Raw genomic sequence first — 25179 nt, 5'->3', positions numbered from 1 at the left:
GCCGCGTCCGGCCATTCGAGCCATGTTGCCGCTTCCCAAGACGCTGCGACGGCGTATGTTGGCCTCGATCGGCGACATCGAGTGATCTTCGACACGTGTCGGGAGTGGTCGAACGATCCGGGGCCGGGTCAGGGCCCGTCGTCGAAACTGCAATCCAGGGGGTTTCATCATGAACTTCAAGTCCGCTCTCATCGCCGCTGCCGCCGTCGTCGGCGTCGCCGGTGCCGCTCAGGCGGCCGATCTCGCCAAGAAGGCTCCGGCCGCGGCGAACTACGTGAAGGTGTGCGACGCCTACGGCGCCGGCTTCTTCTACATCCCGGGTTCCGAGACCTGCCTCAAGATCGGTGGCTACGTCCGCGCCGACGTCTACGCCTTCTCCACCTCGCGTGAGTGGGCCGGCATCGGCAACTCGGGCGCCACCGGCCGCGACAAGCACGCCATCAACACGCTCGCCAAGGCGCAGCTGCAGTTCGACGCGCGCACCGCGACCGAGATGGGCCTGCTGCGCTCCTACATCGAAGTGAACATCGCCAACTACTCGGCTTCGAACGGCAACGTCCTGCCCGAGCTCGCCAAGGGCTTCGTGCAGTTCGGCGGCCTGACCGCCGGTCGCGCCCAGTCGTTCTTCGACTTCTGGACCGGCGACACCTACGGCGCCTGGTTCGAGCCGGCTCACTCCGATGCCAACATCAACCTGTTGGGCTACACCTTCGCCTTCGGCAACGGCATCTCCGCCTCGGTGTCGATCGAAGATCCGTCGACCGGCAACACCGGCCGTCGCATGTCGCTCGTGAACACCGCCCTGGCGGTCAACAACACGTCCTACGCCGGCGTGAAGTACCCCGACTTCGTCGCCAACGTGGCGATCTCGCAGGCTTGGGGTTCGGCTCAGATCATGGGCGCCCTGCACCAGAACTACGCCGCCATCGCTCCCACCGACAAGTGGGGCTACGCGGTCGGCGCCGGTGTGAAGGTCAACCTGCCGATGCTCGGTGCCTCCGACACCCTGACCCTGCAGGCCGTCTACGCGAAGGGCGCTTCGTCCTACGTGTCGCCGAACTGGAACACCGACGGTCAGTTCAACGGCACCGTGGGCGCGAACGCCTTCGACTTCTGGGTCCCGACCACCGCGATCGAGCAGTCCTCGGCCTGGAGCGTCGCCGGCGCCCTGACCCATGGCTGGACCAAGACCCTGACTTCGTCGTTCGAGGCGTCCTACGCTGCGCATGACGCGGCGACCACCTCGGTCTTCGACTTCAACCAGCTCGACATCCAGGCGAACCTCGTCTGGTCGCCGGTCGAAGGCCTCGCCATCGGTCCGGAGATCGAGTATCGCCGCCTCGACTACTCGGGCGCCACCAACGCTCTCGGCGTCGCGGACGTCAACGCGATCGTCGGCATGGTTCGCGTTCAGCGCAACTTCTGATCCGATCTCCCTCGGGAGTGACGGGGAACCCGGCGGGAAACCGCCGGGTTCTTTTCTTTTTCGCGGGTCCTGTGGGGCGTGGTCCGGCGCGCGAATCGTCGGCGCCGGAGGGCGTCGAATCGATCGGGAAGCGTCGTGGTTCGGGCGGGTTCCCCCCGCGCGGATTCGTTCCGGCTCTCGGCGTCGCGCCGCCGGGTTTTGCCGTCGAACCGGGGCTTCGTGGCGAAAAATTGACTGTTTGTTTACGTTTGGCCACTGGAGGTGGGCCGTTTTGTGACCTTTGCGCAACAGGCTCCGGCGCGGTGACCCTCCGAGGCGTTCCGGCCCTTCTCAGCGGCGCGAGTCGATGTATTGTCCTCTTCAGCCGGTGACGCATTGGGGCTTCGCTCAATCGTCTTCCGTGAGGTCGGGTCAGGATCTCACCCGGTTTCTGTTTTGACAGGGGGAACTCATGAACTTCAAGCTCGCTCTTGCGGCCGCCGCTGTGGTCGGTCTCGCCGGCACCGCTCAGGCTGCCGACCTCGCCAAGAAGGCTCCGGCCGCGGCGAACTACGTGAAGATCTGCGACGCCTACGGCGCCGGCTACTTCTACATCCCGGGCTCCGAGACCTGCCTCAAGATCGGTGGCTACGTCCGCGCCGAAGTCCGCACCGGCAACGCCGGCGGCGTGTACTACAACAACGGCACCCTCGGTGGCGCCCCGCTCTACGCGACCGTCAGCGGCATCAACCAGTCGCAGCGCGCCCTCAACGGCGTGTACACCCGCGCTCGCGCCAACATCAACTTCGACGCCCGCACCGCGACCGAGTTCGGTCTCCTGCGTTCGTACATCGAAGTGTGGCTGACGAACTCGTCGGGCAACACCGGCAACATCCCGGCGACCCTTCGCCAGGCGTTCGTGCAGTTCGGTGGCCTGACCGCCGGTCGCGCCCAGTCGTTCTTCGACTTCATCGAAGGCGGCTACAACATCGGCAACATCGAGCCGGACTCCGCTGACCATCGCGTCAACCTCCTCGGCTACACCTTCTCGTTCGGCAACGGCATCTCCGCCTCCGTCGCGATCGAAGATCAGTCGACCACCGACTTCGCCGTCGCCACCTACGGCAACAACGGCGTCGCCGTTGCCGCCGGCGGTGCCCCGGCCTTCACCTACAACTATCAGGGCGTGAAGTACCCGGACCTGGTCGCCAACGTCGCGATCGCTCAGGCTTGGGGTAAGGCCCAGATCATGGGCGCTCTGCACTCCAACTACGGTGTGCTCGGCTCCGGCGTGACCACCGACAAGTGGGGCTACGCCGTCGGCGCCGGCGTCGAAGTCAACCTGCCGATGATCGGCGCGGGCGACAAGGCCTTCCTGCAGGGCATCTACACCAAGGGTGCCGTCGGCTACGCCATCATCAACGGCGTGAACACGCTGACCTTCGGCGCTCCGGCTGGCGCTCCGCCCACTGCCAACATCGTCAACTTCAACGCCGATGCCAACAGCAACGCTGCCGGCACCGCCGCTGAGCAGACCACTGCCTGGTCGATCTCGGGTGGCCTGAACCACAACTTCTCGAAGATCTGGGAAGCCAACCTCGGCGCGTCCTACGCCAAGGTCGACAACGCCGGCGTCCTCGCGAACGCCGACTACTCCCAGTACATCGTCGGTGCCGACCTCCGTTGGAAGCCCGTCTCCGGCTTCTACGTCGGCGTCGCTGCGGACTACATCCAGCGCGACTTCTCGTCGGCGGTCAACGCCGTCGGCTTCAAGGACAACGGTGCCTGGCTCGGCACCCTCCGCGTCCAGCGCTCCTTCTGATCTCTCTGAGATCGGTCGAAATCAGAAACCCGGCGGGCAACCGCCGGGTTTCTTCTTTTTGTGCCGCTCTTTCGCGTTTCCCGGCGTCCGTCGCCTCGTCCGCGACGAGGGCGATGGGGTAGGGGAGTGCGCATCCGCTCGGTTGCCCCGGCGAGTTCCCGTGATACTCTCTCCCCCGAACGATGGGGAAGGGTGAGACCGCCGACGTTCTTCGATGGAACGGGAACGCATCGCGGCTTGCTCGCCGTCGCGTTCGGGGACAGGAAGGGAGCGGTTCGTATGCGCGGGTTCGGATGGATTCTTCCCGACGGCCTGATCGCCGTGGGGGTGACGGCACTCGCGGGCGTCGTCGCATTCGGCCCGATCGCCGAGGACGTGAGTGGCCGCACCACCGAGCGCCTCGGCGCCGAAGGCCGCTCCTGGGCCAAGGTCGCGACGATCGACGGCCGTGACGTCACCCTGACCGGCACCGCGCCCGATCCCGAACAACGCGTTCTCGCCGTCGCCTCCGCCGACCGCGTCTTCGGCGTCCGCATCGTCGCCGACGAGACGATGGTGTTGCCGCTCGCCTCGCCCTATGTCTTCGGCTTCGAGAAGGTGGGCACCACGGTCAAGGTGACCGGCGCCGTGCCGAGCGATGCGGCGCGGGCGGATCTTCTGGCGCGGGCGGCGAAGGCGCTTCCCGGCGCGACCATCGTCGACGAGACCGTCACCGCGCGCGGGGCGCCGAGCGATTGGGTCGCGCGCACCGATTTCGCGCTCGCTCGCGTCGCCCAGTTGAAGGCCGGCAGCTTCGCCTGCAGCGGCGATCGCTGCACGATCGATGGTGAGCCGAACGATTTCGCCACCTGGGAGGCGATCGAGCAGACGCTCGCCTCCGCGCTCCCGCCCGGCATGACCATCGCCGCCGACACGTTGAAGACCCCGGCCCCGCCGCGCTGGACCTTCTCCGCCGCGCTCGCCGGCGGCCGCTTGGTGCTCGACGGCTTCCTGCCCGACGCGGACGCACGCGCGCGCGTTCTCGCCGCCGCGAAATCGGCCTTCCCGGCCGGCGTCGAGGATCGCACCCGCCTCGCCCCCGGCGCGCGCGACGGTGCAGTCGCCGCGATCGATTTCACCATCGCCTCTCTCGCCGGCCTGAACGAGGGCGGCGCCAAGGTCGATCCGGCCGGCTACACGATTCTCGGCAAGCCCAAGGATTGGGCGACCTATGTCGCGCTCGAGAAGACGCTGAAGTCGGGTGTGCCCGGCGGCCTGCCGCTCGTCGCCGACGGGCTGGTGGCGCCGGTGCCCGTGCCCTATCGCCTCGGCCTCACCGCGAAGGGCGGGACGGTCACGGTCGAGGGATTCGTGCCCGATTCGAGCGCGGCCGAGCGCCTGCTCGCGGCCCTGAAGGCGAACTTCGCCACGGTCGAGGGCGTCCCCACCGTGGCGCCGGGCGCCCCCTCGGGCTTCCTCGACACGATCGTCGCCCTGGTGCCGAGCCTCTCGCGCTTCCCCGACTTCGGCTTCGATCTCGCCGACGGGTCGGCGAAGGTGACCGGCGCCGCGCCCACTGCCGCGCTCGGCGCGCAGATCCTCGCCAAGATCCGTGGCCTCCTGCCGAAGGGGTACGCTCTCGCCGAGGGCTCCGCCGTCACCGCCCTGCCGCCGCCGCCGCAGGTCGACGCCGCGACCTGTCAGACCGTGCTCGAGAACGTCCAGACGCGCGAGAAGATCCTCTTCGATACCGGCAAGGCGAGCCTGCGCGAGGAGAGCATCCGCGTCCTCGACGCGCTGGTGGTCGCCTCGCTCGAATGCCTCTCCGCGCATGTCTCGGTCGAGGGCCACACCGACGACGAGGGCGAACCCGACGCCAACATGGCGCTGTCGGAGGCGCGCGCCCGCGCCGTCGTCGATTATCTCGTCGCCGGCGGCATCGCCCCGGAGCGGCTCACCGCGACCGGCTTCGGCGAGGCGAACCCGATCGCCGAGAACACCACCGCGGAGGGCCGGCAATTGAACCGGCGCATCGAATTCCGAGTCGAATGAGCGAGGAACGCACGATGATCTACCTGATTTCCAAGCTGTGGCCCTTCATGCTTCTCGCCTTCGTCGCGGGGACCGTGGTCGGATGGCGCCGCCGCGATTCCTCTGCCGGTTGAGGGGAGATCCGTCATGGTGATGCTGATCCTCGAGACCTTCGTGCTGATGTTGCTGTCGGCTCTTCTCGGAACCGCGCTCGGGAGCCTTCTCGCGGAGGCCTGGGGCTCGGATTGGGCGACCGATCGGCCGTGGTTGCGCGAGGCCGCGCCGCTTCCGCCCGCGCCCGGCCTGCCGGCGGCGCCGCAGATGATGTCCGATGCCGAACGCGCGCGCCTCACCCTCGCCCTCACGGCGCCGCACGTCGCCGCGCCCACGCCGGTGCCCGTCGTCGCGAGCGCCGCCGCGCCGGTGGCGGCCCCGCCGTCGCCGCCGGTGGAGGCCGCGCCGGCAGCCGTCTCGACCGAGCCGACCCCCGATCCGGCGCCGGCTCCCGCTCCCCCGGCTCCGCTCGCCGAACCGGCACCGGCCCCGGCGCCCGTCGCCGAGGCCCCGGCGCTCGCCGAGGCCGATCGTGCTCGTGCCGGCGAGGCCGATGCCCATGGCGCGCGGCCGGCCGGTCTCGTCGCGCCGCGTGAGGGAACGGCGGACGATCTGAAGCGCATCAAGGGCATCGGCAAGCAGAACGAGGCGCGGCTCAATGCGCTCGGGATCTGGCACTTCGACCAGATCGCCGCCTGGAGCCCGGAAAACATCGCCTGGGCGGGATCGTTCCTCGCCTTCGTCGGCCGCATCGAGCGTGAGGATTGGGTCGGTCAGGCCAAGATCCTGGCGGCGGGCGGCACCACCGAATTCGCCGCCCGCGTCGATGCGGGCGAGGTGCCGACCAGCAACGCCTGACGGAGCGACCGGCCCGTCGCCCCTCGGGCGGCGAGCGCCTCGATCAGGCCCCGACCCGATCCAGGAAGGCCACCAGCCCGTCGAGCGAGAGGTCGTCGTCGAAGAGCGGGGCGTGGCCCTGATCGGCGACGATCAGCGTCTCGAGGCGTGGCGCGCGCGCCGCCATCGCCGCCACCGTCTCCTCGGTCAGGAGATCGGAGAGCGCGCCGCGCACCGAGAGAATCGGGATCTCGGTCAAGGTGTCGAAGGCCGCCCAGAGATCGGGCATCGGCGTTTCGGCGGTGACCGCGTCGAGGGTCCGCGCGATCTCGGGATCGTAGTCCATCGCCGGGCGCCCCTCGACGTCGCGGAAGAGGCGGCGGGCGTGCCGCTCCCATGCGACCGCGTCGAGGCGGGGAAATTCGTCGCGATTGGCCTGGGAGACGACGGTGATCAGCGTCGGCCAGTCGATCCCCTCCGGCAGGGACCGGCCGACGTAGCCCTTGATCCGCAGAAGACCGGCGAGTTCGATCACCGCGCCGATGTCGTTGAGAACGGCGGTCGCGACGAGCCCCGGCGCGACCAGCCCGGCGAGCATGGTGACGATGCCGCCGCGCGAGGTGCCGAAGGCGGTGATCGTCTCGATGCCGAGCGCGGCGAGGCCGAGGCGTGTGTCGTCCAGCTCCTGCAGGGGCGTGTAGAGGCTCGGATGCGAGCGCTCCGAGGCCCCGCGCCCCCGGAAGTCGAACGTGACGCAGCGCCGGGCGGGCGAGCCGCCGGTGCCGGCGGTGAGCCGCGCGACGGCCGGTTCGAAGTCGCGCGAATTGCGGGTGAGCCCGGGCAGACAGACGACCGGCCGGCGATCGGTCGGCCGTGACGGAGCGTAGTCGCGCCCGGCGAGCACCACGCCGTCGCGGGCGAAGAAGCGGAACGGCCGGTAGGGCGTGCCGGAGGCGTCCCGCGAGGTCGGGCCGAAGGCGGCGCCGGTCGGGCCGGCGAGCGGGAGGGAGGGACTGTCGTCGGTCACGCGCGCACTCCGAGAACCTCGGCCGACGCGGGCGCGCCGACGCTGGAAACCCTCACAGTGACGAGCCCGGCGCGCGCGCGCAAGACCGAGAGGTGACCTCAGTTCGCCCCGAACCAGGATCCGATCCCGCCCGGCGACTTCGGCGGCATCGGCACCGAGCCGGTCGACGACGACCGCGCCCCGACACCACGCGCCAGATCCTGGGCGATCTGCAGCCGCTGCCCGTCGAGACGGAAGCGATAGACCTGGAGGTTCTCGAGCACGCGCTGGACGTAGTTGCGCGTCTCGGAGAAGGGGATGCGCTCCATCCAGTCGACCACGTCGACGTCGCCGGTGCGCGGATCGCCGTATTCGCGCACCCAGTCGCGGATGCGGCCGGGCCCGGCGTTGTAGCCGGCGATCGCCATCACGTAATTGCCGTCGTAATTGTCGACGAGCCGGGCGACATAGGCCGAGCCGAGGCGGATGTTGTAGGCGGGATCGTTGCGCCAAGCGTCGCGATTATAGGAGATGCTGAGATATTTCGCGGCGTCACGGCCGGTGTCGGGCATCACCTGGAAGATGCCGGTGGCCCCCGCCGAGGAGACGATCGACTGATTGAACTCGCTCTCCTGACGGATGATCGCGAAGGCGAGCGCCTTCTCGAGACCGGACGTGTCCACGTTGGGCGAGACGCCGATCGGGAAGGCGCGCACCTCCATGTCCATGCCGCGCTGGGCGCCGGCCTTGCCGGCCGTGACGGCGAGGTTCATCCAGCCCTGCTTCTCCATCATGTCGATGAGGGTCGCGATCTGGCCGGGGGTGCGCAGCGTCTCGGCCATGTGCTTGGCGAAGGTGGTGGCGAGATCCTTGCGGCCGATCTTGCCGAAGCGGCGCAGCGCCTCGAAACGGTCGTCGTGCTCCATCGCCGCGCGATCGGCGGAGGTGACCGAGATGGAGCGGTCGATGCCGAGATCGGTCTGGCCGAGCTTGGCGCGGGCCATCTGACCGTAGAAGGTGAAGCCGAATTCGCCCGCCTTGCGGTAATATTCCGACGACGAGCCGCCGCCGGCTTCCGCCGCCCGGCCCATCCAATAGAGCGCGCGCGCCCGCGTCACCGGCTTGGCGCTGTCCTCGGCCACGGCCGCGAAATGGCGCATCGCCGCGTGCGGATCCTTGAGGAAGCGCAGCGCGTACCAGCCGGCGTGGAAATCGGCCTCGGCCTGATTGGCCGGCGTCGAGCCGGTGTGGCCGAGCACCACCTTGTAGGCGGTCTTGGCGTCGCCGAGATCGAGCAGCTTGCGCGAGACGATGCGCTTTTCTTCCCACCATTCGTCGGGACGGCCGAGGAGACGTGGATCCTTCGGCGCTTTGATCAGCCATTCCGCCGCTTCCTGCCAGCGCTCGGCGCGGCGCGCATATTGGGCGCGGGCGAAGATATAGGCGGGATCGGCGCGCAGACCGCCCGGCACCGAGTCGAGGAGCGAGCCGGCGTTGCCCTGCTTCTTTTCCACCGCGAGACCGGCCTTGGCGAGCGTCTCGTAGCCGCCCCCGAGCTTGCGCGCCGCCTGCATGGCGTCGCCGGCATGGCCCTTGAGCAGCGCCATGTCGAAGCGCGCCTTGTAGTCGCCGTCGCCGAGGAGCGAGCCGAACTCGTTCTCGAGCACTCGCTGCTCGTCCTCGGTGAGCTTGTCGTCGCGATAGGCGAACCGCGCCCATTGCGCGGCGTCCGATTTGCGCCCCTTGGCGACGAGCGCGCGCGCCAGCATGATGCGGCCGCGATTGGAATAGGGCTTGGAGCCCTGGAAGGCGTAGATCACGTCGTCGGCCGACGGATTTTCCTTCTCGAGCGCCTGTTCGGCGCGCTTGCGGAAGAGTTCCGGATCCGGCCAGGATTGATTGGCGATGGCGAAGGCGGTGATCGCCTGGCTCGGCAGGCCCGAGCCCATGCGGATCAGATACCAGTCGACGATCTTCTGATCGATCCGGTCGAGGCCGGAGCGCATCGCGTTGACCGAGGCGACGTCGCCGCGCGAGGCCGCCGCCAGAGCGCGCGTCAGGTCCTGGGCCGCGACCGGCGCGACCCACAGCGCCAGGCCGCAGACGAAGGCGGCGATCCGGGCCGTCGATCCTCGGGTGATCCGTCGGGTCGGAAGCATCATCGTCTTGTCCTCGTCTTCGTCCGCTCGTCGGCGAGGGGGCCGTCCCCGGGCCCCGCGTCGTACGGCATGTCGGCGCGGCCGGCCGCGACTGTCTCGGGCCGTCGCGTCCGACGGGAATTCGGTTCCGACCCTAGGTCCGACACGGTGAACAAAGGATTACCCGCCACCGACTTCCTCTCGATCCGGGTCATGCGTGGCCGCGATCGCGGGCCGTGCGCGAGTTGCGCCGGCTCGCGCCTCGGACTATTGTCGCCGCCCGCCGACGCGCATCGAACACCCCGTTCGATCCGGCGGATCATGCGCCGTTCCGCGCGCCGTTTCCAGGTTCCGAGAGGGTCTCCCGATGTTCAAGGGCTCCATTACAGCACTCGTCACGCCGTTCTCCAACGGGGCCGTGGACGAGAAAGCCCTGCAGGACTTCGTCGCCTGGCAGATCGCGGAAGGTTCGAACGGCGTCGTGCCCTGCGGCACCACCGGCGAAAGCCCGACGCTCTCGCATGCCGAGCACAAGCGCGTGGTCGAACTGACCATCGAGGTCGCCAAGGGCAAGGCCACGGTGATCGCCGGTGCCGGCTCCAACAACACGGCGGAAGCGATCGATCTCGCCACCCATGCCGAGAAGGCCGGCGCCGACGCGGTGCTGGTGGTCGCGCCCTATTACAACAAGCCGAGCCAGGAGGGCCTCTATCGCCACTTCATGGCGATCGACGCGGCGATCGGCATTCCGATCATCGTCTACAACATCCCGCCGCGCTCGGTGGTCGACATCTCGGTCGAGACGATGGACCGTCTCTTCCGCGACAGCCGCAACATCAAGGGCGTCAAGGACGCGACCGGCAATCTGGCGCGCCCGGCGCTGCAGCGCATGGTCTCCGGCCCGGAGTTCATCCAGCTCTCCGGCGAGGACGCGACCGCGCTCGGCTTCAACGCCCAGGGCGGCGTCGGCTGCATCTCGGTGACCGCCAACGTGGCCCCGAAGCTCTGCGCCGAGTTCCAGGCGGCGATGGCGGCGGGCGATTATGCCAAGGCACTTCGCTACCAGGACCAGCTGATGCCGCTCCATCGCGCGCTGTTCCTCGAACCCAACCCGGCCGGCCCGAAGTATCTCGCCTCGCTCCTCGGCAAGATGCAGAACGGCCTGCGCCTGCCGCTCGTCGAGGCCTCGGCCTCGGTGCGCAAGGAACTCGAGGCTGCGGCGAAGCACGCCGGGATCCTCTGACCGAAGGAAGACACCGATGGCCTCGGCCAAGGACGGCGAGCGCTTCAAGCTCGCCGCCGAAAACCGCAAGGCGCGGTTCTCGTACCACATCGTCGACACTTGGGAGGCCGGCATCGCTCTGACCGGCACCGAGATCAAGTCCCTGCGCGGTGGCCGTTCCAACATCACCGACGCCTATGCGGCGCCCTACGGCTCCGACATCTTTCTCTACAACTGCTATATTCCCGAATATCTCCAGGCCAACAGGTTCAATCACGAGACCCGCCGGCCGCGTCGACTGCTGTTGCATCGCAAGGAGATCAACAAGCTGGTGGGCGCGGTCGAGCGCGAGGGCATGACCCTCGTTCCGCTCGACATCCATTTCAACGAAAAGGGCCGCGCCAAGATCACGCTCGCGCTCGCCAAGGGCAAGAACGCCGCCGACAAACGCGAGACCGAGAAAGAGCGCGAGTGGAACCGCGAGAAGTCGCGGTTGATGAAGTACAAGGAGTGAGGCGCGTCCCCGCACGCCGTGGATCTCTGCCGTCGCGCGCGGTCCATGCCGAGGACGCCGGGTTCGGAGCCGACGATGTCCGCATCCTCGACGCGTCTCGACTGGGATGATCTGAGACTGGTGCTCGCGGTCGCCGAGATCGGCACGATCTCGGGCGCGGCGGAAGCGCTGCGCATCAGCCATCCGACCCTGTCGCGACGCCTGAAGCGAATGGAAGAGCGCCTCGGCACGCGCCTCTTCGAGCGGACGCCCTCGCTCTGCCGGCCGACCGAGGCGGGCGGCGAGGTCCGCGATCTGGCCGAGCGGATGCGCGCGGAGATCGCGGTGCTGGAAACCCGCGTCGCCGGCCGCGACCTGCGCCCCGAGGGCGTCGTCCGCCTGACCGCGCCGGATGCGGTGTCGGAATATCTCCTGCCCGACATGCTGGCCGAGATCTGCCGCGCGAAGCCGGAGATCCGGCTCGACCTGATCGTCTCCAACCGCATTCTGTCGCTCGCCGAGCGCGAGGCCGACGTCGCCCTGCGCGTCACCGATACGCCCGATCCCGCCCTCATGGGGCGGCGCGTCGGTTCGGTCGCCATGGCGGTCTTCGCGGAACGATCGCTCGCCGATCGTCCCGGCGAGCGTCCTTGGGTCGGCTACGACGGAGCGCTGGCCTGCGCCGGCCCCGGCGCCTGGATCGCCGCCCATGTCGACGACGCGGCGATCCGCTTTCGCGCCAACACCCTGCTCGGCGCCGCCAAGGCGGTTCGCTCCGGGATCGGCTTCGGCGTGCTGCCTTGTTTCGTCGGTGCGGCGCTTCCCGAACTCGTCCGTGTCGGGCCGCCGCTCGCCGGCCTCGAGACCGACCTCTGGCTGGTCGTCCATGCCGACCTCGCCAAGGTGCCGCGCATCAAGGCGGCGTCCGACGCGCTCGCCCTCTCGCTGCGGGCCGCCGCCCCGCGCCTGCTCGGCACGCAGCGCGCCGGCGCCTGAAAAAACCTTTCGGGCCGGCGTTCGCAAACGTGCGTGGGACCGGCCGCGGCCCGTCGCTAGGTTGAAGGCCTCGCTTCAACCAGACGAGTGACCGACCCATGCAGCTCCATGTCGCCAACGGCTCCACCAATTGTCGAAAGGTCCAGGCGGTTCTCGGCCGTCTCGGCGTCGAGGTCGAGACGATCTTTCTCGAATACATGAAGGGCGATCTCCGCTCGGCGGCGTTCCTGCGGATGAACCCGACGGGCAAGGTGCCGGTGCTCGAGGACGACGACTTCTTCCTGTGGGAGAGCAACGCGATCAATCGCTACGTCTGCGACCGGCATCCGGGCAACACGCTCTATCCCGCCGACCCGAGGACGCGCGCCGACATCGAGCGTTGGCTCTCGTGGGAACTGGCGCATTTCAACGACCAGCTCGGCATCCTGTCGTTCCAGACCGTGCTGAAGCCGACGGTCTTCGGCGAGACGCCGGACGACCATCTCGTCGCCTGGAGCATGGAGATGCTGAAGGGTCATGCCGCGGTGCTCGATCGACATCTGGACGGGCGCGACCACATGGTCGGCGACGGCCTCACCATCGCCGATTATGCCGTCGCCCACCTCGAACAGGTGAAGGATCTGACGCCCTTCGACTGGTCGCCCTATGCGAACGTCGATGCCTTCTTCGAGCGCATGCGGGCCGATCCCCATTGGGCCGCGACGGCGGCGGCGCCCGACGAATTCGTCCGCGTGCCGGCCGGCCGGCGCGCCTTCGCGGCCTGAACGGGGGAGGGACGCACGATGTTCTTCGTGATGCTCGAATTCACCGCCGCGCGATCGAACGCGGGCGCGTTCCTCGAGGGGCACCTCGCGTGGCTCGCGCGCGGCTTCGCCGACGGCGTCTTTCTCCTCGCCGGCTCGCTCGCCGGGAATGCCGGCGGCGCCGTCCTGGCGACGGGCGAGACGCGCGAGGCGCTGCGGATGCGCCTCGACGCCGATCCCTTCGTCGCCGAGGGCATCGTCAAGGCGAGGGTCGTGGAGATCGCGCCGTCGAAGGCCGATCTCCGGCTGGCGTTCCTGCTGGGTTGACGCTCCTCAGACCCGCATCGCCCCTGCGATCCCGTCGAAGACGCTCCGGAACATCTCCCGCGTCAGCCGCCCGGTGTTCGTGTTGTAGCGTGAGCAGTGATAGCTGTCGTGGAGGCGGAGCCCGTTCGCGAGGCCGTGGATCGCGCCGTGGGCGAAGGGATGCGCCGTGAGCTTCTCGCCGACCGTGCGCAGGAAGGTCTCGTGCGCCACCCGGCCCAGCGCCAGCACGTCGGTGAGCGTCGGATGGGCCGCCAGCGTCGCCACCAGGAACGGCCGGCAGGCGTGGATCTCCGCCGGCAGCGGCTTGTTCTCCGGCGGCACGCAGCGCACCGCGTTGGTGATCAGCGCGCCGGTGAGCCGCAGCCCGTCGTGCGGATCCGCCCGGAACGTGCCCTTCGAGAACCCATAGTCGGAGAGCGTCTCGTAGAGGAGATCGCCGGCATAATCGCCGGTGAAGGGCCGTCCGGTCCGGTTCGCCCCGCGCACGCCCGGCGCCAGCCCGACGACCAGGAGGCGCGGCGCGTCGCCGACGAAACTCGGCACCGGCGCGTTGAACCAGCTCGGCTCGCGCCGCCGCCAATCCTCGCGAAAATCGACGAGGCGCGGGCACAGCGCGCAATCGCGGTCGGGGTCGAGCGGGCCGAGGCCGGCGGGGGAGGGCATGGCGAACCTCGTGTCAGAAGCGCCGACATGAAGACCGGGGCGCTCGGCCCCGGTCGGTGGTGCGGTTCGATGCGACGATCGCGCGGCGAGATCAAGCCTCGTCGTCGTATTCCTCGTCGTCGGGCTCGACCTGTTGACGACGCTGGGCGTCGCGTTCGGCCATCCGCGCCATGCGCTCGGACGGGTCGCGGCCGATGCGGTTCTGCAACGAGGCGAGATCGATGAAGAGATCCGCCTGCCGGCGCAGATCGTCGGCGATCATCGGCGGCTGAGTCTGCAGGGTCGAGATGACCGACACCTTCTTGCCCTTGCGCTGGATCGCCTCGACCATGCGGCGGAAGTCGCCGTCGCCGGAGAACAGGATGATGTGGTCGACGTGATCGGCCATCTCCATGGCGTCGACCGCCAGTTCGATGTCCATGTTCGCCTTGATCTTGCGACGGCCGGTGGAGTCGAAGAACTCCTTGGTCGGCTTGGTCACGACCTTGTAGCCGTTGTAGTCGAGCCAATCGATCAGCGGTCGAATCGACGAGTATTCCTGGTCTTCGATCAGCGCGGTATAGTAGAATGCGCGGAGGAGATAGCAGGAGGCCTTGAATTCCTGGAGGAGGCGCTTGTAGTCGATGTCGAAGCCGAGGGCTTTCGAGGTGGCGTAGAGATTCGCGCCGTCGATGAACAGCGCGACCTTTTCACGGGGATCGATCATGGGATTCGAATCTTCCATGTTCCGAGTGTCGGGGCTCACCGGGGTTGGGGATGAAAAATGACGCCGGAGAGCGTGAAATGGGCCGATCGGCCTCGGGTTCATTTTTTTGTTGGGCTCGACCTGAAAAAATCGCCGAGAGGATGATCGGAGCTAAGCATCTTATAGGAACGTCGGGTGGAAGGCCAGAACTTCATATGTAGATCACGAGTTGTTGCGAGCGTGGCGACACCGTCCTCCCGCCGGTCGTTTTCGGTCGGAGCCCCGCTTATCCGTTGCTTTTCCGCGCGCTTGGTCTTATGTCTCCGCGCTCGTATTGCCCGCGAGGAGAATGTGGAATGGCGCGCGTCACGGTCGAGGACTGCATCGACAAGGTGGAGAACCGCTTCGAGCTGGTGCTTCTGGCGAGCCATCGCGCCCGCATGATCTCGTCGGGTGCTCCGATCACCATCGATCGCGACAACGACAAGAACCCGGTCGTCGCCCTGCGCGAGATCGCCGACGAGACGATCAGCCCGGAAGATCTGAACGAGGAGTTCATCCACTCCCTTCAGAAGTTCGTCGAGGTCGACGAGCCCGAGCCGGAGCCGGTCGCGATGGTCACCGCCGCCTCCGACGACGATTCGGAGATGCAGTTCGACCGCATGTCGGAAGAAGAGCTGCTGCGCGGTCTCGAGGGCCTGGTGCCCCCGGACAAGGAAGAAGAGGACTGAGACCGCGCGCGGGATCGCTCTCGCGCCGCTCTTTCCGGCCTTTTCGACGCCCGCTTCGGCGGGCGTCTTGCGTAGCGGCACCCCGGGCGGGTCCCGCCGCTCTCTCCCCGGCCAGGACGACCCTGTCGCGCGTCCCGCGCCACTGGCGAAGGGCGATCGGCCTCTGATAAGTTTCTCGCCCCGCCCGATCCCGGGTTCGATCCGAGGTGCCCACCCGCGCCATGATGCGTCAGTACGAACTCGTCGATCTGGTGAAGCGCTACAATCCCCGTTGCGACGAGGCCCTGCTCGACAAGGCCTATGTCTACGGGATGATGAAGCATGCGCCCCAGAAACGAGCGTCGGGCGATCCCTATTTCTCCCATCCCCTCGAGGTCGCGGCGATCCTGACCGAGATGCGCATGGACGATGCCACCATCGCGGTGGCGCTGCTCCACGACACCATCGAGGATACCGACGCGACCAAGGAGGAGATCTCGCGCATGTTCGGCGCCGAGATCGCCGAACTGGTCGACAGTCTCACCAAGCTGAAGAAGCTCGACTTCGTCTCCAAGAAGACCGAGCAGGCGGAGAATTTCCGCCGCCTGTTGCTGGCGGTTGCTGCGGACATCCGCGTGTTGCTGGTCAAGCTCGCCGACCGGCTCCACAACATGCGCACGCTCCACCACATGCGCGAGGACAAGCGCCTGCGCATCGCCGAGGAGACGATGGAGATCTATGCGCCGCTCGCCGGCCGCATGGGCATGCAGAACATCCGCGAGGAACTCGAGGATCTCTCCTTCCGCAATCTCCAGCCCGACGCCTATGCCTCGATCGTGACGCGGCTGGCGCTGCTGCGCGAGGAGAACAAGAACCTCATCCCGGCGATCGAACAGGCCTTGACCGAGAAGCTCGGCTCCGACGGCATTCCCGCGCGCGTCAAGGGCCGCGAGAAGAAGCCCTATTCGATCTTCACCAAGGTTCAGCGCAAGGGCCTCTCCTTCGAGCAGCTCTCCGACATCTTCGGCTTCCGCATCGTCGTGCCGACGCTGCACGACTGCTATCACGCCCTCGGGCTCGTCCATACCACTTGGTCGATGGTGCCGGGCCGGTTCAAGGACTACATCTCGACGCCCAAGCAGAACGACTACCGCTCGATCCACACCACCGTGGTCGGTCCCGGTCGCCAGCGCGTCGAGCTGCAGATCCGCACCGAGGAGATGCACCGTTTCGCCGAATACGGCATCGCCGCCCACGCCCTCTACAAGGACGGCGACAAGATCTCCGGCGGCCGCAACATCGTCGATCTCTCGAAGGAATCCGGCGCCTATTCCTGGCTGCGCGAGACCATCGAGCGCCTCAACGACCCGAGCCTCAATCCGGAGGAATTCCTCGAGAACACCAAGCTCGAGCTGTTCCAGGATCAGGTCTTCTGCTTCACGCCCAAGGGGCGGATCATCGCCCTGCCGCGTGGCGCCACCCCGATCGACTTCGCCTATGCGGTCCACACCGACGTCGGCAACACCTGCGTCGGCGCCAAGATCAACGGCCGCATCCGCCCGGTGATGACCGAACTCGCCAATGGCGACGAGGTCGAGATCGTCCGTTCCGACGCGCAGGTGCCGCCCGCCGCCTGGGAGCAGATCGCCGTCACCGGCCGCGCCCGCGCCGCCATCCGCCGCGCCACCCGCGACGCCGTCCGCAAGCAGTTCGGCGGCCTCGGCCGGCAGATCCTGGAGCGTGCCTTCGAGCGCGCCGGCCGCACCTTCCTCGACGCCGATCTCGCCGCCGCGGTCCACCGCCTCGGCCACAATTCCTCCACCGAGGTGCTGACCGCGGTCGGGCGCGGCGAGATCGCCTCCGAGGCGGTGCTGCGCGCCGTCCATCCGGAACTCTTCGACGCGCGCGGCCAACCGGCCACGCCGCGCCCGGCCACCGGCGACGGCTGGTTCGACGCCGGCTCGACCTCCGGCGTGATGAAGTTCCGCGTCCCCGACGGCGGCTCCGACGACCGCACCTCGATCCCGATTCGCGGCCTCTCCGGCGATCTGCCGGTGCGCTTCGCCCCCAACGGCGGCGCCGTGCCGGGTGACCGCATCGTCGGCATCCTGACCCCGGGCGAGGGGATCACCATCTATCCGATCCAGTCGCCGGCCCTGAAGGCCTTCGACGAGGAACCGTCGCGCTGGCTCGACGTGCGCTGGGACATCGACCCGACCACGCCGGCCCGCTTCCCGGCCCGCATCACCATCAATTCGCTGAACGAGCCCGGTTCGCTCGCCCAGATCGCCCAGGTGATCGCCGAGAACGACGGCAACATCGACAACATCAAGATGATCCCCAAGGCCGCCGACTTCCACGAGATCCTGATCGATCTCGAGGTCTGGGACCTGAAGCACCTCACCCGCATCATCAATCAGCTGCGCGCCAAGCCGATCATCGCCTCGGCCACCCGCGTCAACGGCTGATCCTCAGGAGAATTCGAGACGATGACCCGCGACGAAGTCCTCGATGTGTTCAAGTCCTGCGGCGCTCTGCTGACCGGCCATTTCATCCTGTCGTCGGGCCTGCGCTCGCCGGTCTTCATCCAGAAGGCCCGCGTCTTCCAGTATCCCGACAAGACCGAGATCGTCTGCAAGGCGCTGGCCTCGAAGATCGGCGCCGCCGGTCTCGGCAAGATCGACGCCGTCGTCGGCCCGGCCATGGGCGGCATCATCCCGGCCTACGAGACCGCGCGTCACCTCGGCGTGCCGGCGGTGTGGACCGAGCGCGAGGCGGGCGAGATGCGCCTGCGCCGCTTCGAGCTGGCGCCGGGCGCCCGCGTCGTCATCATCGAGGACATCGTCACGACCGGCCTCTCCTCGCGCGAGACCGTGGCGGCGCTGAGGGCGATCGGCGCCGAGGTGCTGGCCGTCGCCTGCCTGATCGACCGCTCCGCCGGCAAGGCCGACTGCGGCGTGCCGCTGGTGGCGCTCGCGGAATACGAAGTGCCGGCCTATCCCGCCGACGCCTTGCCGCCCGATCTCGCCGCCCTGCCGGCGGTCAAGCCCGGCAGCCGCAACATCTGACGGGGCACGGCGGCCGGCGCGTCTTGTTCCCGCCACGCGCCGTGCCTATGTCTTCGCGAAGTCTCGGGCGCGCGCGAACACCGACCATCTCGCGCGCGCTCGGCGTTTTCCTCCTCCGACGATGCAGGGCCCGCGCGCCCCGCCGGAGATTTCCGACGCTCACGAGGATCTCCCCCATGTCCACCGCCGCCCCCTCGGGATCCCTGCGTCTCGGCGTCAACATCGACCACGTCGCCACCATCCGCAACGCGCGCGGCGGTGCTCTGCCCGATCCGGTTCGCGCCGCGCATCTGGCGCAGGCCGCCGGGGCCGACGGCATCACCGCCCATCTGCGCGAGGATCGCCGCCACATTCGCGACAGCGACATCGAACGTCTGATGGCCGAGATCGCCCTGCCGCTCAATCTGGAGATGGCGGCGACCGAGGAGATGGTCGAGATCGCCCTGCGTCATGGACCGCATGCCGCCTGCATCGTGCCGGAGCGTCGCGCCGAGCGCACCACCGAGGGCGGCCTCGACGCCGCCGGCGGGCGTGCCCATCTCGGCCCGATGATCGCCCGCCTGCGCGATCGCGGCATCCGCGTGTCGCTCTTCATCGAGCCCGATCCGCGCCAGCTCGCCGCGGCGATCGCCATGGGCGCGCCGGTGGTCGAACTCCACACCGGCAAATATTGCGATCTCCTCGACGCCGGTGAGAGCGACGCCGCCACCGCCGAACTCGCCCGCCTCGCCGCCGCCGCCGCCCACGGCGCCGCCGGTGGTCTCGAGATCCACGCCGGCCACGGCCTGACCTTCGCCAACGTCGCGCCGATCGCGGCGATTCGTGAGATCCGCGAACTCAACATCGGTCATTTCCTGATCGGCGAGGCGATCTTCGTCGGTCTCGAGGCCTCGGTGCGCGAGATGCGCCGCCTGATGGACGTGGCTCGCGCGTGACCGGCGAGGGGAGGGGCGCATGATCCTCGGCATCGGCTCGGATCTGATCGACATCCGCCGCATCGAGAAATCCCTCGAGCGGTTCGGCGAACGCTTCACCCATCGCTGCTTCACCGAGGTCGAGCGCGAGAAGTCCGACGCCCGCGCCAGCCGCGCCGCGTCCTACGCCAAGCGCTTCGCCGCCAAGGAGGCCTGCGCCAAGGCGCTCGGCACCGGCATCGCCCAAGGCGTGTCCTGGACCGAGATGGGCGTGGTCAACGAGCCCTCGGGCCGTCCCACCCTGGCGCTGGTCGGGCGCGCCGCCGAGCGGCTGGCGCGGATGACGCCGCCGGGGTTTCGCGCGCGGATCGACATCACCATCACCGACGATCACCCGATCGCCCAGGCCTTCGTCGTGATCTCCGCCTGGCCGGAAGACTGGCCCGCGCGCAGGGTGTGACCCCGATTGCGTTGCGCGCGGCCGGTCGGCGCGCTATCACCGACCGAACCGGGGATCGAAGAAAGACATGAGCGTGACGACCAAGCCCGCAGCCGAGACTTCCTGGCTCGAAACCGTGAAGGTGATCGTCCAGGCGCTGATCCTGGCGCTTCTGGTGCGCACCTTCCTGTTCCAGCCCTTCAACATCCCGTCCGGATCGATGAAGTCGACGCTGCTCGTCGGCGATTATCTCTTCGTGTCGAAATACAGCTACGGCTTCTCGCGTTTCTCCTTCCCCTGGCCGCTCGATCAGGTGAACTTCTCCGGCCGCGTCTGGGGCACGGAGCCGAAGCGCGGCGACGTCGTCGTCTTCAAGCTGCCCAAGGACAATTCGACCGACTACATCAAGCGGGTGATCGGCCTGCCCGGCGACCGCATCCGCGTCACCCAGGGCGTGCTGCACATCAACGGCGAGCCGGTGAAGCTGGAGCCGCTGCCGCCCTTCGTCGAGAAGGACTATTACGGCATCGACGTGAAGACCCGCGCCTTCAAGGAGACGCTGCCCGGCGGCGTCTCCCACACAATCCTCAAGCGCGAGGACGGTGGCTTCCAGAACAACACGCCCGAATACGTCGTTCCCGCCGGCCATTACTTCATGATGGGCGACAACCGCGACAATTCCCAGGACAGCCGCTTCCTCGACGCGGTCGGCTACGTGCCCTACGAGAACCTGATCGGCAAGGCGCGGGTCATCTTCTTCTCGATCGACGAGGGCGTCGCCCCCTGGCAGGTCTGGAACTGGCCCATGGACGTGCGTTGGAACCGCCTGTTCGGTCTCCTGTGATGAAGGCGAGCGCCTCCCTGGACGAGATCGAGGCCCGGATCGGCCACCGTTTCGCCGATCGCGATCTGCTGGTCCGTGCCCTGACCCATACCAGCGCCGTGCAGCAGCCCTCCGACAGCTACCAGCGCATGGAGTTCCTCGGCGATCGCGTCCTCGCCCTGACCGTCGCCGGCATGGTCTACCGCACCTATCCGCAGGCCGAGGAGGGCGAGCTCGCCCGCCGCCTCAACGCGCTCGTCAAGCGCGAGACCTGTGCCGACGTCGCTCGTGAACTCGGTCTCGGCGCCGCCGTGCGGCTCGGCTCGGGCGAGGCGCAGTCGGGCGGGCGCACCAAGGCGGCGATCCTCGGCGACGTGATGGAGGCGGTGATCGCCGCGATCCATCTCGATGCCGGGTTCGAGCCCGCCCGCGCCTTCGTCGAGCGGATGTGGACCGAGCGCATGCGCGCCGCGCGCGGCCCTTTGCGCGACGCCAAGACCACGCTTCAGGAATGGCTCCAGTCGCGCGGCCTTCAGGCGCCGTCCTATCGCCTCGTCTCGCGCGAGGGTCCCGATCACGATCCCGTCTTCGCCATCGCCGTCGACATCGCCGGCCCCGTCGCCGGCATGACCGGCTCGGGCCGCTCGAAGCGCGAGGCCGAACAGAACGCCGCCACCCTGGTCCTCGTGCGCGAGGGCCTCTGGAAGGAACCATCCGATGACCGAGCCTGACCATTCTCATGAAGGGTCGGCCGCGGGCCGGCCGATCCGCGCCGGCTTCGTCGCCCTGATCGGCGCCCCCAACGCCGGCAAGTCGACGCTGCTCAACCAGCTCGTCGGCTCCAAGGTGTCGATCGTCACCCACAAGGTGCAGACCACCCGCTCACTGGTGCGCGGCATCGCCATCGAGGGGCAATCCCAGGTCATCTTCGTCGACACCCCCGGCATCTTCAATCCGCGCCGGCGGCTCGACCGCGCCATGGTGACGACCGCCTGGGGCGGCGCCGCCGACGCCGACGTCGTCGCCTGCCTGATCGACGCCAAGAAGGGGATCGACGAGGCGGCCGATGCGGTCTTCGAGAAGCTCGCGGCGATGAACCACCGCAAGATCCTGATCCTCAACAAGGTCGATCTCCTGCGCCGCGACGCGCTGCTGGCGCTGACCGCCGCCGCCAACGAGCGCATCCCCTTCGAGCGCACCTTCATGGTCTCGGCGCTGAACGGCGACGGCGTGCCCGACGTGCTCACTTGGCTCGCCGGCGAGATGCCGGAAGGCCCGTGGCTCTATCCCGAGGACCAGATCTCGGACCTGCCGCTGCGCCAGCTCGCCGCCGAGATCACCCGCGAGAAGGTCTTCCTGCGCCTCCACGACGAATTGCCCTACGAGTCGACCGTGGAGACCGAACAGTGGAAGGAGCAGAAGGACGGCTCCGTCCGCGTCGAGCAGACGATCTACGTCGCCCGCGAGAGCCAGAAGCGCATCGTCATCGGCGCCAAGGGCGAGACCATCAAGGCCGTCTCCATGGCCGCACGCAAGGACATCGCCGAGGCGGCCGATTGCCCGGTCCACTTGTTCCTCTTCGTCAAGGTGCGCGAGAACTGGTCGGACGACCCCGAGCGCTATCGTCAGATGGGTCTGGAACTGCCGAAGGAGTGAGGCGGTCCGCTTCCGGCCGAGGATGAGCCTCCCATGGAATGGAGCGACGTCGGTGTGGTGCTCGGCACGCGGCGGCTCGGCGAGGCGGATGCGCTCGTCGAGCTGATGACCCGCGATCACGGCCGCCACCTCGGCGCCGTCAAGGGCGGCCGCTCCAAGAGCCGCGTCGCCATGCTCCAGATCGGCAACCGCCTCGACGTGGTCTGGCGCGCCCGCCTCGACGAGCACATGGGCTCCTATGTGGTCGAGCCGGCCGATGCCCGCGCCGCCGCCCTCATGGCCGACCCGCTGGCGCTGAACGGCATCCAGACGCTGGCGGCGCATCTGCGCCTCCTGCCCGAGCGCGATCCCCATCCCGATCTCTTCGCCGATCTCGAGCTTCTGCTCGACCGCTTCGACCACCCCCGCCTCGTGGGCGAGCTGATGGTGCGGTTCGAACTGGCGGTGATCGAGGCGCTCGGCTTCGGGCTCGATCTCTCCGAATGCGCGCTGACCGGGGAGGGGGCCGACACCGCCGATCTCGCCTGGGTCAGCCCCAAGACCGGGCGCGCCGCCGGGCGCGCCGCCGGTGCGCCCTGGGCCGATCGACTGTTGCCCTTGCCCCGCTTCCTCGCCGCCGTCGAGGCGCCCGCCGGCTGGGGCCGGGTGGCGACGCCGGAGCTGCGCGCCGGTCTCGACCTGACGCGCCACTTCTTCCAGCGTCACGTCTGGGAGGCGCGCGGCATCGTCCCGCCGGCGACCCGCGACGGCTTTCTCGCCGCGCTCGCCCGCGCGCTCGAGGCCGAGGATCGAGACGCGCGCTGACGGTCAGTCGCGGTCGCGCCGGACGAAGGCCTCGACGGCGCCGCCGATCTCCAGTCGCCGCACCTTGGACGGGGCGCTCGGCGAGGACCAGTCGACGTCGCAGGCGCGCTTGACGAGCGGCACCAGATCCCACAGCGGCGAGCGCGCGTCGCGGTCGCCGCCGGCCGAGAGGATCTCCCGCTGCCGGCGCAGCAGCTCCGCGAAGTCGTCGGCCGGGATCGCCGGGCAGAACAGATAGCCCTGGTACTCGTGACAATTGCGTGCCTTGAGCCAGGCGAGCTGTTCCTCGGTCTCCACCCCCTCGGCGACGATCTTCATGTCGAGCAGGCGGCACATGCCGATGATCAGCTCGGCCAGCGCCGGCCGCGTCTCCAGCGTGGCGACGAAGGAGCGGTCGATCTTGAGCGTGTCGATCGGATGGCGCTGGATCGTCCCGAGATTGGAATAGCCGGTGCCGAAGTCGTCGATGGCGATGGAGAGACCGAGATCGGCGAGCGCGCGCAGGGTCGCCGCCGAGGTCTCGTCGTTGCCCATCAGCATCGATTCGGTGATCTCGATCTGCAGGAGCCGCGGATCGCACCCGGTCTCCGTCACCACGTCGGCGACGATGCCGGCGAGGCGCGGGTCGCGGAACTGCCGCGCCGAGAGATTGACCGAGACCGAGATGTCGTGCCCCTCCGCCGCCCAGGCGCGCTGTTGCAGCGCCGCCTCGCGCAGCACGCAGGCGCCGATGCGATCGATCAGGCCGGTCTTCTCGGCGAAGGGAATGAAGGCGCCGGGCAGCACGAGCCCGAGCGTCGGATGATGCCAGCGCAGCAGCGCCTCGGTGCCGACGATCCGCTCGCTGCCGATCTCCAGCCGCGGCTGGTAATAGACCTCGAACTCGCCGAACTCGAGCGCCCGCCGCAGGCTCGATTCCAACATCAGCTGCGCCTCGACCTCCGCCTTCATGGCCTGGGTGAAGACCTCCCAGCGCGCGCAGCCGAGCGTCTTGGCGTTGTACATCGCCAGATCCGCGTGGCGCATCAAGGTGTCGAGGTCGCGCCCGTCGCGCGGATAGAGGCTGATGCCGATCGAGGCGGTGACCGAGAGGTCGAGGTCGCCGATCCGTAAGGGACGATCGAGCACCTCGAGGATCCGCCGCGCGACCGCCGCCGCCCGGTTCTCGTCGTCGGCGAGCGACAGACACACCAGGAATTCGTCGCCGCCGAGCCGCGCCAGGAAGTCCTCCGCCCGGACCGCCTCGGCGAGCCGCCGCGACACCGCCACCAGGAGCCCGTCGCCGACCGGATGGCCGAGCGAATCGTTGATCGTCTTGAAGCGGTCGAGGTCGACGAAGAGGATCGCCACCCGGCTGCCGTCACGGTCGGCCGCGGCGAGCCGCCGGGCGATCTCCGGCGCGATCACGGAGCGGTTGGGCAGGCCGGTCAGCGTGTCGTGCTCGGCGAGATAGCGCACCTGCGCCTCGGCCGCCTTGTGGCCGGTGACGTCCGTCTCGCTGACCAGCAGCGCGGGCAGACCGCTCACCGCGTCGTGGCAGTGGCGCGCCGAGATTTCGTGCCAGCGATGGCCCTGGGCGGTGGTCACCCGGGCCTGCGTCAGGGCGGTGCCGCTCGTCCGCAGCGCCTCGACGATCCGCTCGTGATCGGCGGGGTCGACGAAACGGTCGGAGAACGCCTCGCCGCCGCGCGCGCGGGCCTGCCGCGAGGCGGGATTGCGATAGAGGGCGCGTCCGCGCGGATCGTAGAGCGTGATCATTACCGGCGTGTGCAACAGCGCTTCGGCGCTGCGCAGCCGCTCCGGCGTGTCGTTGATCTCGGCGAGCGCCTCGCACAGCATCCCCATGCGACCGTCGTCGAGACGATGGCCGGAGAAGATCACCCGGAGCGTGGTCGGCACGCCCGCCGGATAGAGGGTCCACACCTCCGAGAACCGCGCGTCGTTGCGCTCGAAGTCGGCGCGGTATTGCCGGAGCCGCGCCCGCACCGAGGCCGACATGTCGGCGCTCATGTCACGCGCGACGAGATCCTCGAGGCTCTCCGCCCGCCACATCCGAAGGCCCGAGGGATTGGCCCAGACCACCCGCGCCCGGTCGATGTCGAACAGCCAGACCGGCGTGTCCAAGCGCTCGATCACCGTCCGCCCGAACTCGAGGTTCGCCCGATCGCCCCCGTCCGCCGGGGCGGCGGCAGGGGCGTGGGGCGGTCCGGAGAGGGATGAAACCATGAAGCGACTCGCGAAACGTCGTTGTTCGTCGAGAATTACCCGACCGGCACATCCCGCCAATCTCGATTCGTATGATTGAACAATCGTAAATGGTCGCAGGTATTCCGTAACGTCACGCGACATCAAGGAAAGGGAGCG

23 protein-coding genes are annotated in these 25179 nt (G+C 68.6%); 18 read left to right on the top strand and 5 right to left on the bottom strand.

The genetic code is table 11. The features are described from left to right. The first annotated feature begins 169 nt into the window (after positions 1–169). From J3S89_RS09025 to J3S89_RS23620, 4 genes are all read left to right on the top strand, one after another. The gene (locus tag J3S89_RS09025; protein WP_217927153.1) at positions 170–1426 is read left to right on the top strand and encodes a porin; all 1257 of its coding nucleotides are present in this window, start codon (positions 170–172) and stop codon (positions 1424–1426) included. A 451-nt stretch (positions 1427–1877) separates the two neighbouring features. Further along, positions 1878–3227, top strand: a complete 1350-nt coding sequence (locus J3S89_RS09020) for a porin (RefSeq protein ID WP_217927152.1) — start codon at positions 1878–1880, stop codon at positions 3225–3227. 279 nt (positions 3228–3506) lie between these two features. Beyond that, on the top strand, positions 3507–5258 hold the full coding sequence (locus J3S89_RS09015; RefSeq protein ID WP_217927151.1) for an OmpA family protein: 1752 nt from the start codon (positions 3507–3509) through the stop codon (positions 5256–5258). Positions 5259–5384: 126 nt separating this feature from the next. Continuing rightward, positions 5385–6149, top strand: coding sequence for a hypothetical protein (locus J3S89_RS23620; RefSeq protein ID WP_420801291.1), 765 nt, complete (start codon positions 5385–5387; stop codon positions 6147–6149). A gap of 43 nt (positions 6150–6192) precedes the next feature. Here J3S89_RS23620 and J3S89_RS09005 read toward each other — a convergent pair whose 3' ends face one another. Together J3S89_RS09005 and J3S89_RS09000 are read right to left on the bottom strand one after the other, a co-directional pair. Then, the gene (locus J3S89_RS09005; RefSeq protein ID WP_217927150.1) at positions 6193–7155 is read right to left on the bottom strand and encodes an alpha/beta fold hydrolase; all 963 of its coding nucleotides are present in this window, start codon (positions 7153–7155) and stop codon (positions 6193–6195) included. A gap of 98 nt (positions 7156–7253) precedes the next feature. After that, on the bottom strand, positions 7254–9296 hold the full coding sequence (locus J3S89_RS09000) for a lytic transglycosylase domain-containing protein (protein ID WP_217927149.1): 2043 nt from the start codon (positions 9294–9296) through the stop codon (positions 7254–7256). A gap of 343 nt (positions 9297–9639) precedes the next feature. Between J3S89_RS09000 and dapA the strand changes: the two genes are divergently transcribed. The 5 genes from dapA to J3S89_RS08975 all read left to right on the top strand — a co-directional run bounded on the left by dapA (position 9640) and on the right by J3S89_RS08975 (position 13053). After that, positions 9640–10515 carry a 4-hydroxy-tetrahydrodipicolinate synthase gene (gene dapA, locus J3S89_RS08995; RefSeq protein ID WP_217927148.1) on the top strand — a complete coding sequence of 292 codons (876 nt, stop codon included), beginning with the start codon at positions 9640–9642 and terminating at the stop codon, positions 10513–10515. A gap of 16 nt (positions 10516–10531) precedes the next feature. Continuing rightward, positions 10532–11008, top strand: coding sequence for an SsrA-binding protein SmpB (smpB, locus tag J3S89_RS08990; RefSeq protein WP_217927147.1), 477 nt, complete (start codon positions 10532–10534; stop codon positions 11006–11008). A gap of 75 nt (positions 11009–11083) precedes the next feature. After that, a complete protein-coding gene (locus J3S89_RS08985) occupies positions 11084–11983 on the top strand; it encodes a LysR family transcriptional regulator (protein ID WP_217927146.1) in 900 nt (299 codons plus the stop codon). A 98-nt stretch (positions 11984–12081) separates the two neighbouring features. Further along, positions 12082–12747, top strand: coding sequence for a glutathione S-transferase family protein (locus J3S89_RS08980; RefSeq protein WP_217927145.1), 666 nt, complete (start codon positions 12082–12084; stop codon positions 12745–12747). A gap of 18 nt (positions 12748–12765) precedes the next feature. Next, complete coding sequence (locus J3S89_RS08975) at positions 12766–13053, top strand: YciI family protein (RefSeq protein ID WP_217927144.1); 288 nt, start codon at positions 12766–12768, stop codon at positions 13051–13053. Between the two features lie 6 nt (positions 13054–13059). On the opposite strand, the gene J3S89_RS08970 is transcribed toward J3S89_RS08975, so the two are convergent. Next, the gene (locus J3S89_RS08970) at positions 13060–13716 is read right to left on the bottom strand and encodes a uracil-DNA glycosylase (RefSeq protein ID WP_217927143.1); all 657 of its coding nucleotides are present in this window, start codon (positions 13714–13716) and stop codon (positions 13060–13062) included. Between the two features lie 91 nt (positions 13717–13807). After that, complete coding sequence (locus J3S89_RS08965; protein ID WP_217927142.1) at positions 13808–14422, bottom strand: LabA-like NYN domain-containing protein; 615 nt, start codon at positions 14420–14422, stop codon at positions 13808–13810. Between the two features lie 335 nt (positions 14423–14757). Here J3S89_RS08965 and rpoZ point away from each other — a divergent pair, with 335 nt between their 5' ends. From rpoZ to recO, 9 genes are all read left to right on the top strand, one after another. Next, positions 14758–15132 (top strand): DNA-directed RNA polymerase subunit omega, encoded by a 375-nt coding sequence (gene rpoZ, locus J3S89_RS08960; protein ID WP_217927141.1) that lies wholly within the window; start codon positions 14758–14760, stop codon positions 15130–15132. Between the two features lie 221 nt (positions 15133–15353). Then, positions 15354–17579: a RelA/SpoT family protein gene (locus J3S89_RS08955; RefSeq protein WP_217927140.1), complete on the top strand. Its 2226-nt coding sequence runs from the start codon at positions 15354–15356 to the stop codon at positions 17577–17579. 21 nt (positions 17580–17600) lie between these two features. Then, positions 17601–18179 (top strand): orotate phosphoribosyltransferase, encoded by a 579-nt coding sequence (pyrE, locus tag J3S89_RS08950; RefSeq protein ID WP_217927139.1) that lies wholly within the window; start codon positions 17601–17603, stop codon positions 18177–18179. Between the two features lie 176 nt (positions 18180–18355). Then, positions 18356–19114, top strand: coding sequence for a pyridoxine 5'-phosphate synthase (locus J3S89_RS08945; RefSeq protein WP_217927138.1), 759 nt, complete (start codon positions 18356–18358; stop codon positions 19112–19114). A 19-nt stretch (positions 19115–19133) separates the two neighbouring features. Next, positions 19134–19553 (top strand): holo-ACP synthase, encoded by a 420-nt coding sequence (gene acpS, locus J3S89_RS08940; RefSeq protein ID WP_217927137.1) that lies wholly within the window; start codon positions 19134–19136, stop codon positions 19551–19553. Between the two features lie 67 nt (positions 19554–19620). Next, on the top strand, positions 19621–20376 hold the full coding sequence (gene lepB, locus J3S89_RS08935; protein WP_217927136.1) for a signal peptidase I: 756 nt from the start codon (positions 19621–19623) through the stop codon (positions 20374–20376). Next, complete coding sequence (rnc, locus tag J3S89_RS08930; protein WP_217927135.1) at positions 20376–21086, top strand: ribonuclease III; 711 nt, start codon at positions 20376–20378, stop codon at positions 21084–21086. Before lepB ends, rnc begins: the two co-directional genes overlap by 1 nt. After that, a complete protein-coding gene (gene era / locus J3S89_RS08925; RefSeq protein ID WP_217927134.1) occupies positions 21073–22011 on the top strand; it encodes a GTPase Era in 939 nt (312 codons plus the stop codon). The genes rnc and era overlap by 14 nt, the downstream gene beginning before the upstream one ends. 33 nt (positions 22012–22044) lie before the next feature. After that, positions 22045–22815, top strand: a complete 771-nt coding sequence (gene recO / locus J3S89_RS08920) for a DNA repair protein RecO (RefSeq protein ID WP_217927133.1) — start codon at positions 22045–22047, stop codon at positions 22813–22815. A 3-nt stretch (positions 22816–22818) separates the two neighbouring features. Here the strand turns inward: recO and J3S89_RS08915 are convergent, their stop codons facing one another. Continuing rightward, positions 22819–25041: a putative bifunctional diguanylate cyclase/phosphodiesterase gene (locus J3S89_RS08915; protein ID WP_217927132.1), complete on the bottom strand. Its 2223-nt coding sequence runs from the start codon at positions 25039–25041 to the stop codon at positions 22819–22821. Between the last annotated feature and the right edge of the window lie 138 nt (positions 25042–25179).

It is taken from the genome of Pinisolibacter aquiterrae (genome assembly GCF_019160155.1).
Taxonomy (GTDB): Bacteria; Pseudomonadota; Alphaproteobacteria; order Rhizobiales; family Ancalomicrobiaceae; genus Pinisolibacter; species Pinisolibacter aquiterrae.
This window is presented reverse-complemented; position numbering and strand designations above follow the sequence as displayed.

Coding starts and splice junctions, on each gene's coding strand:
- J3S89_RS09025 (WP_217927153.1), top strand. CDS start 170: ATGAACTTCAAGTCCGCTCTCATCGCCGCTGCCGCCGTCGTCGGCGTC.
- J3S89_RS09000 (WP_217927149.1), bottom strand. CDS start 9,296: ATGATGCTTCCGACCCGACGGATCACCCGAGGATCGACGGCCCGGATC.
- rpoZ (WP_217927141.1), top strand. CDS start 14,758: ATGGCGCGCGTCACGGTCGAGGACTGCATCGACAAGGTGGAGAACCGC.
- J3S89_RS08970 (WP_217927143.1), bottom strand. CDS start 13,716: ATGCCCTCCCCCGCCGGCCTCGGCCCGCTCGACCCCGACCGCGATTGC.
- era (WP_217927134.1), top strand. CDS start 21,073: ATGACCGAGCCTGACCATTCTCATGAAGGGTCGGCCGCGGGCCGGCCG.
- smpB (WP_217927147.1), top strand. CDS start 10,532: ATGGCCTCGGCCAAGGACGGCGAGCGCTTCAAGCTCGCCGCCGAAAAC.
- lepB (WP_217927136.1), top strand. CDS start 19,621: ATGAGCGTGACGACCAAGCCCGCAGCCGAGACTTCCTGGCTCGAAACC.
- pyrE (WP_217927139.1), top strand. CDS start 17,601: ATGACCCGCGACGAAGTCCTCGATGTGTTCAAGTCCTGCGGCGCTCTG.
- J3S89_RS23620 (WP_420801291.1), top strand. CDS start 5,385: ATGGTGATGCTGATCCTCGAGACCTTCGTGCTGATGTTGCTGTCGGCT.
- acpS (WP_217927137.1), top strand. CDS start 19,134: ATGATCCTCGGCATCGGCTCGGATCTGATCGACATCCGCCGCATCGAG.
- J3S89_RS08985 (WP_217927146.1), top strand. CDS start 11,084: ATGTCCGCATCCTCGACGCGTCTCGACTGGGATGATCTGAGACTGGTG.
- J3S89_RS09015 (WP_217927151.1), top strand. CDS start 3,507: ATGCGCGGGTTCGGATGGATTCTTCCCGACGGCCTGATCGCCGTGGGG.
- J3S89_RS09020 (WP_217927152.1), top strand. CDS start 1,878: ATGAACTTCAAGCTCGCTCTTGCGGCCGCCGCTGTGGTCGGTCTCGCC.
- J3S89_RS08965 (WP_217927142.1), bottom strand. CDS start 14,422: ATGATCGATCCCCGTGAAAAGGTCGCGCTGTTCATCGACGGCGCGAAT.
- J3S89_RS08945 (WP_217927138.1), top strand. CDS start 18,356: ATGTCCACCGCCGCCCCCTCGGGATCCCTGCGTCTCGGCGTCAACATC.
- J3S89_RS08915 (WP_217927132.1), bottom strand. CDS start 25,041: ATGGTTTCATCCCTCTCCGGACCGCCCCACGCCCCTGCCGCCGCCCCG.
- J3S89_RS08980 (WP_217927145.1), top strand. CDS start 12,082: ATGCAGCTCCATGTCGCCAACGGCTCCACCAATTGTCGAAAGGTCCAG.
- J3S89_RS08955 (WP_217927140.1), top strand. CDS start 15,354: ATGATGCGTCAGTACGAACTCGTCGATCTGGTGAAGCGCTACAATCCC.
- recO (WP_217927133.1), top strand. CDS start 22,045: ATGGAATGGAGCGACGTCGGTGTGGTGCTCGGCACGCGGCGGCTCGGC.
- J3S89_RS08975 (WP_217927144.1), top strand. CDS start 12,766: ATGTTCTTCGTGATGCTCGAATTCACCGCCGCGCGATCGAACGCGGGC.
- rnc (WP_217927135.1), top strand. CDS start 20,376: ATGAAGGCGAGCGCCTCCCTGGACGAGATCGAGGCCCGGATCGGCCAC.
- dapA (WP_217927148.1), top strand. CDS start 9,640: ATGTTCAAGGGCTCCATTACAGCACTCGTCACGCCGTTCTCCAACGGG.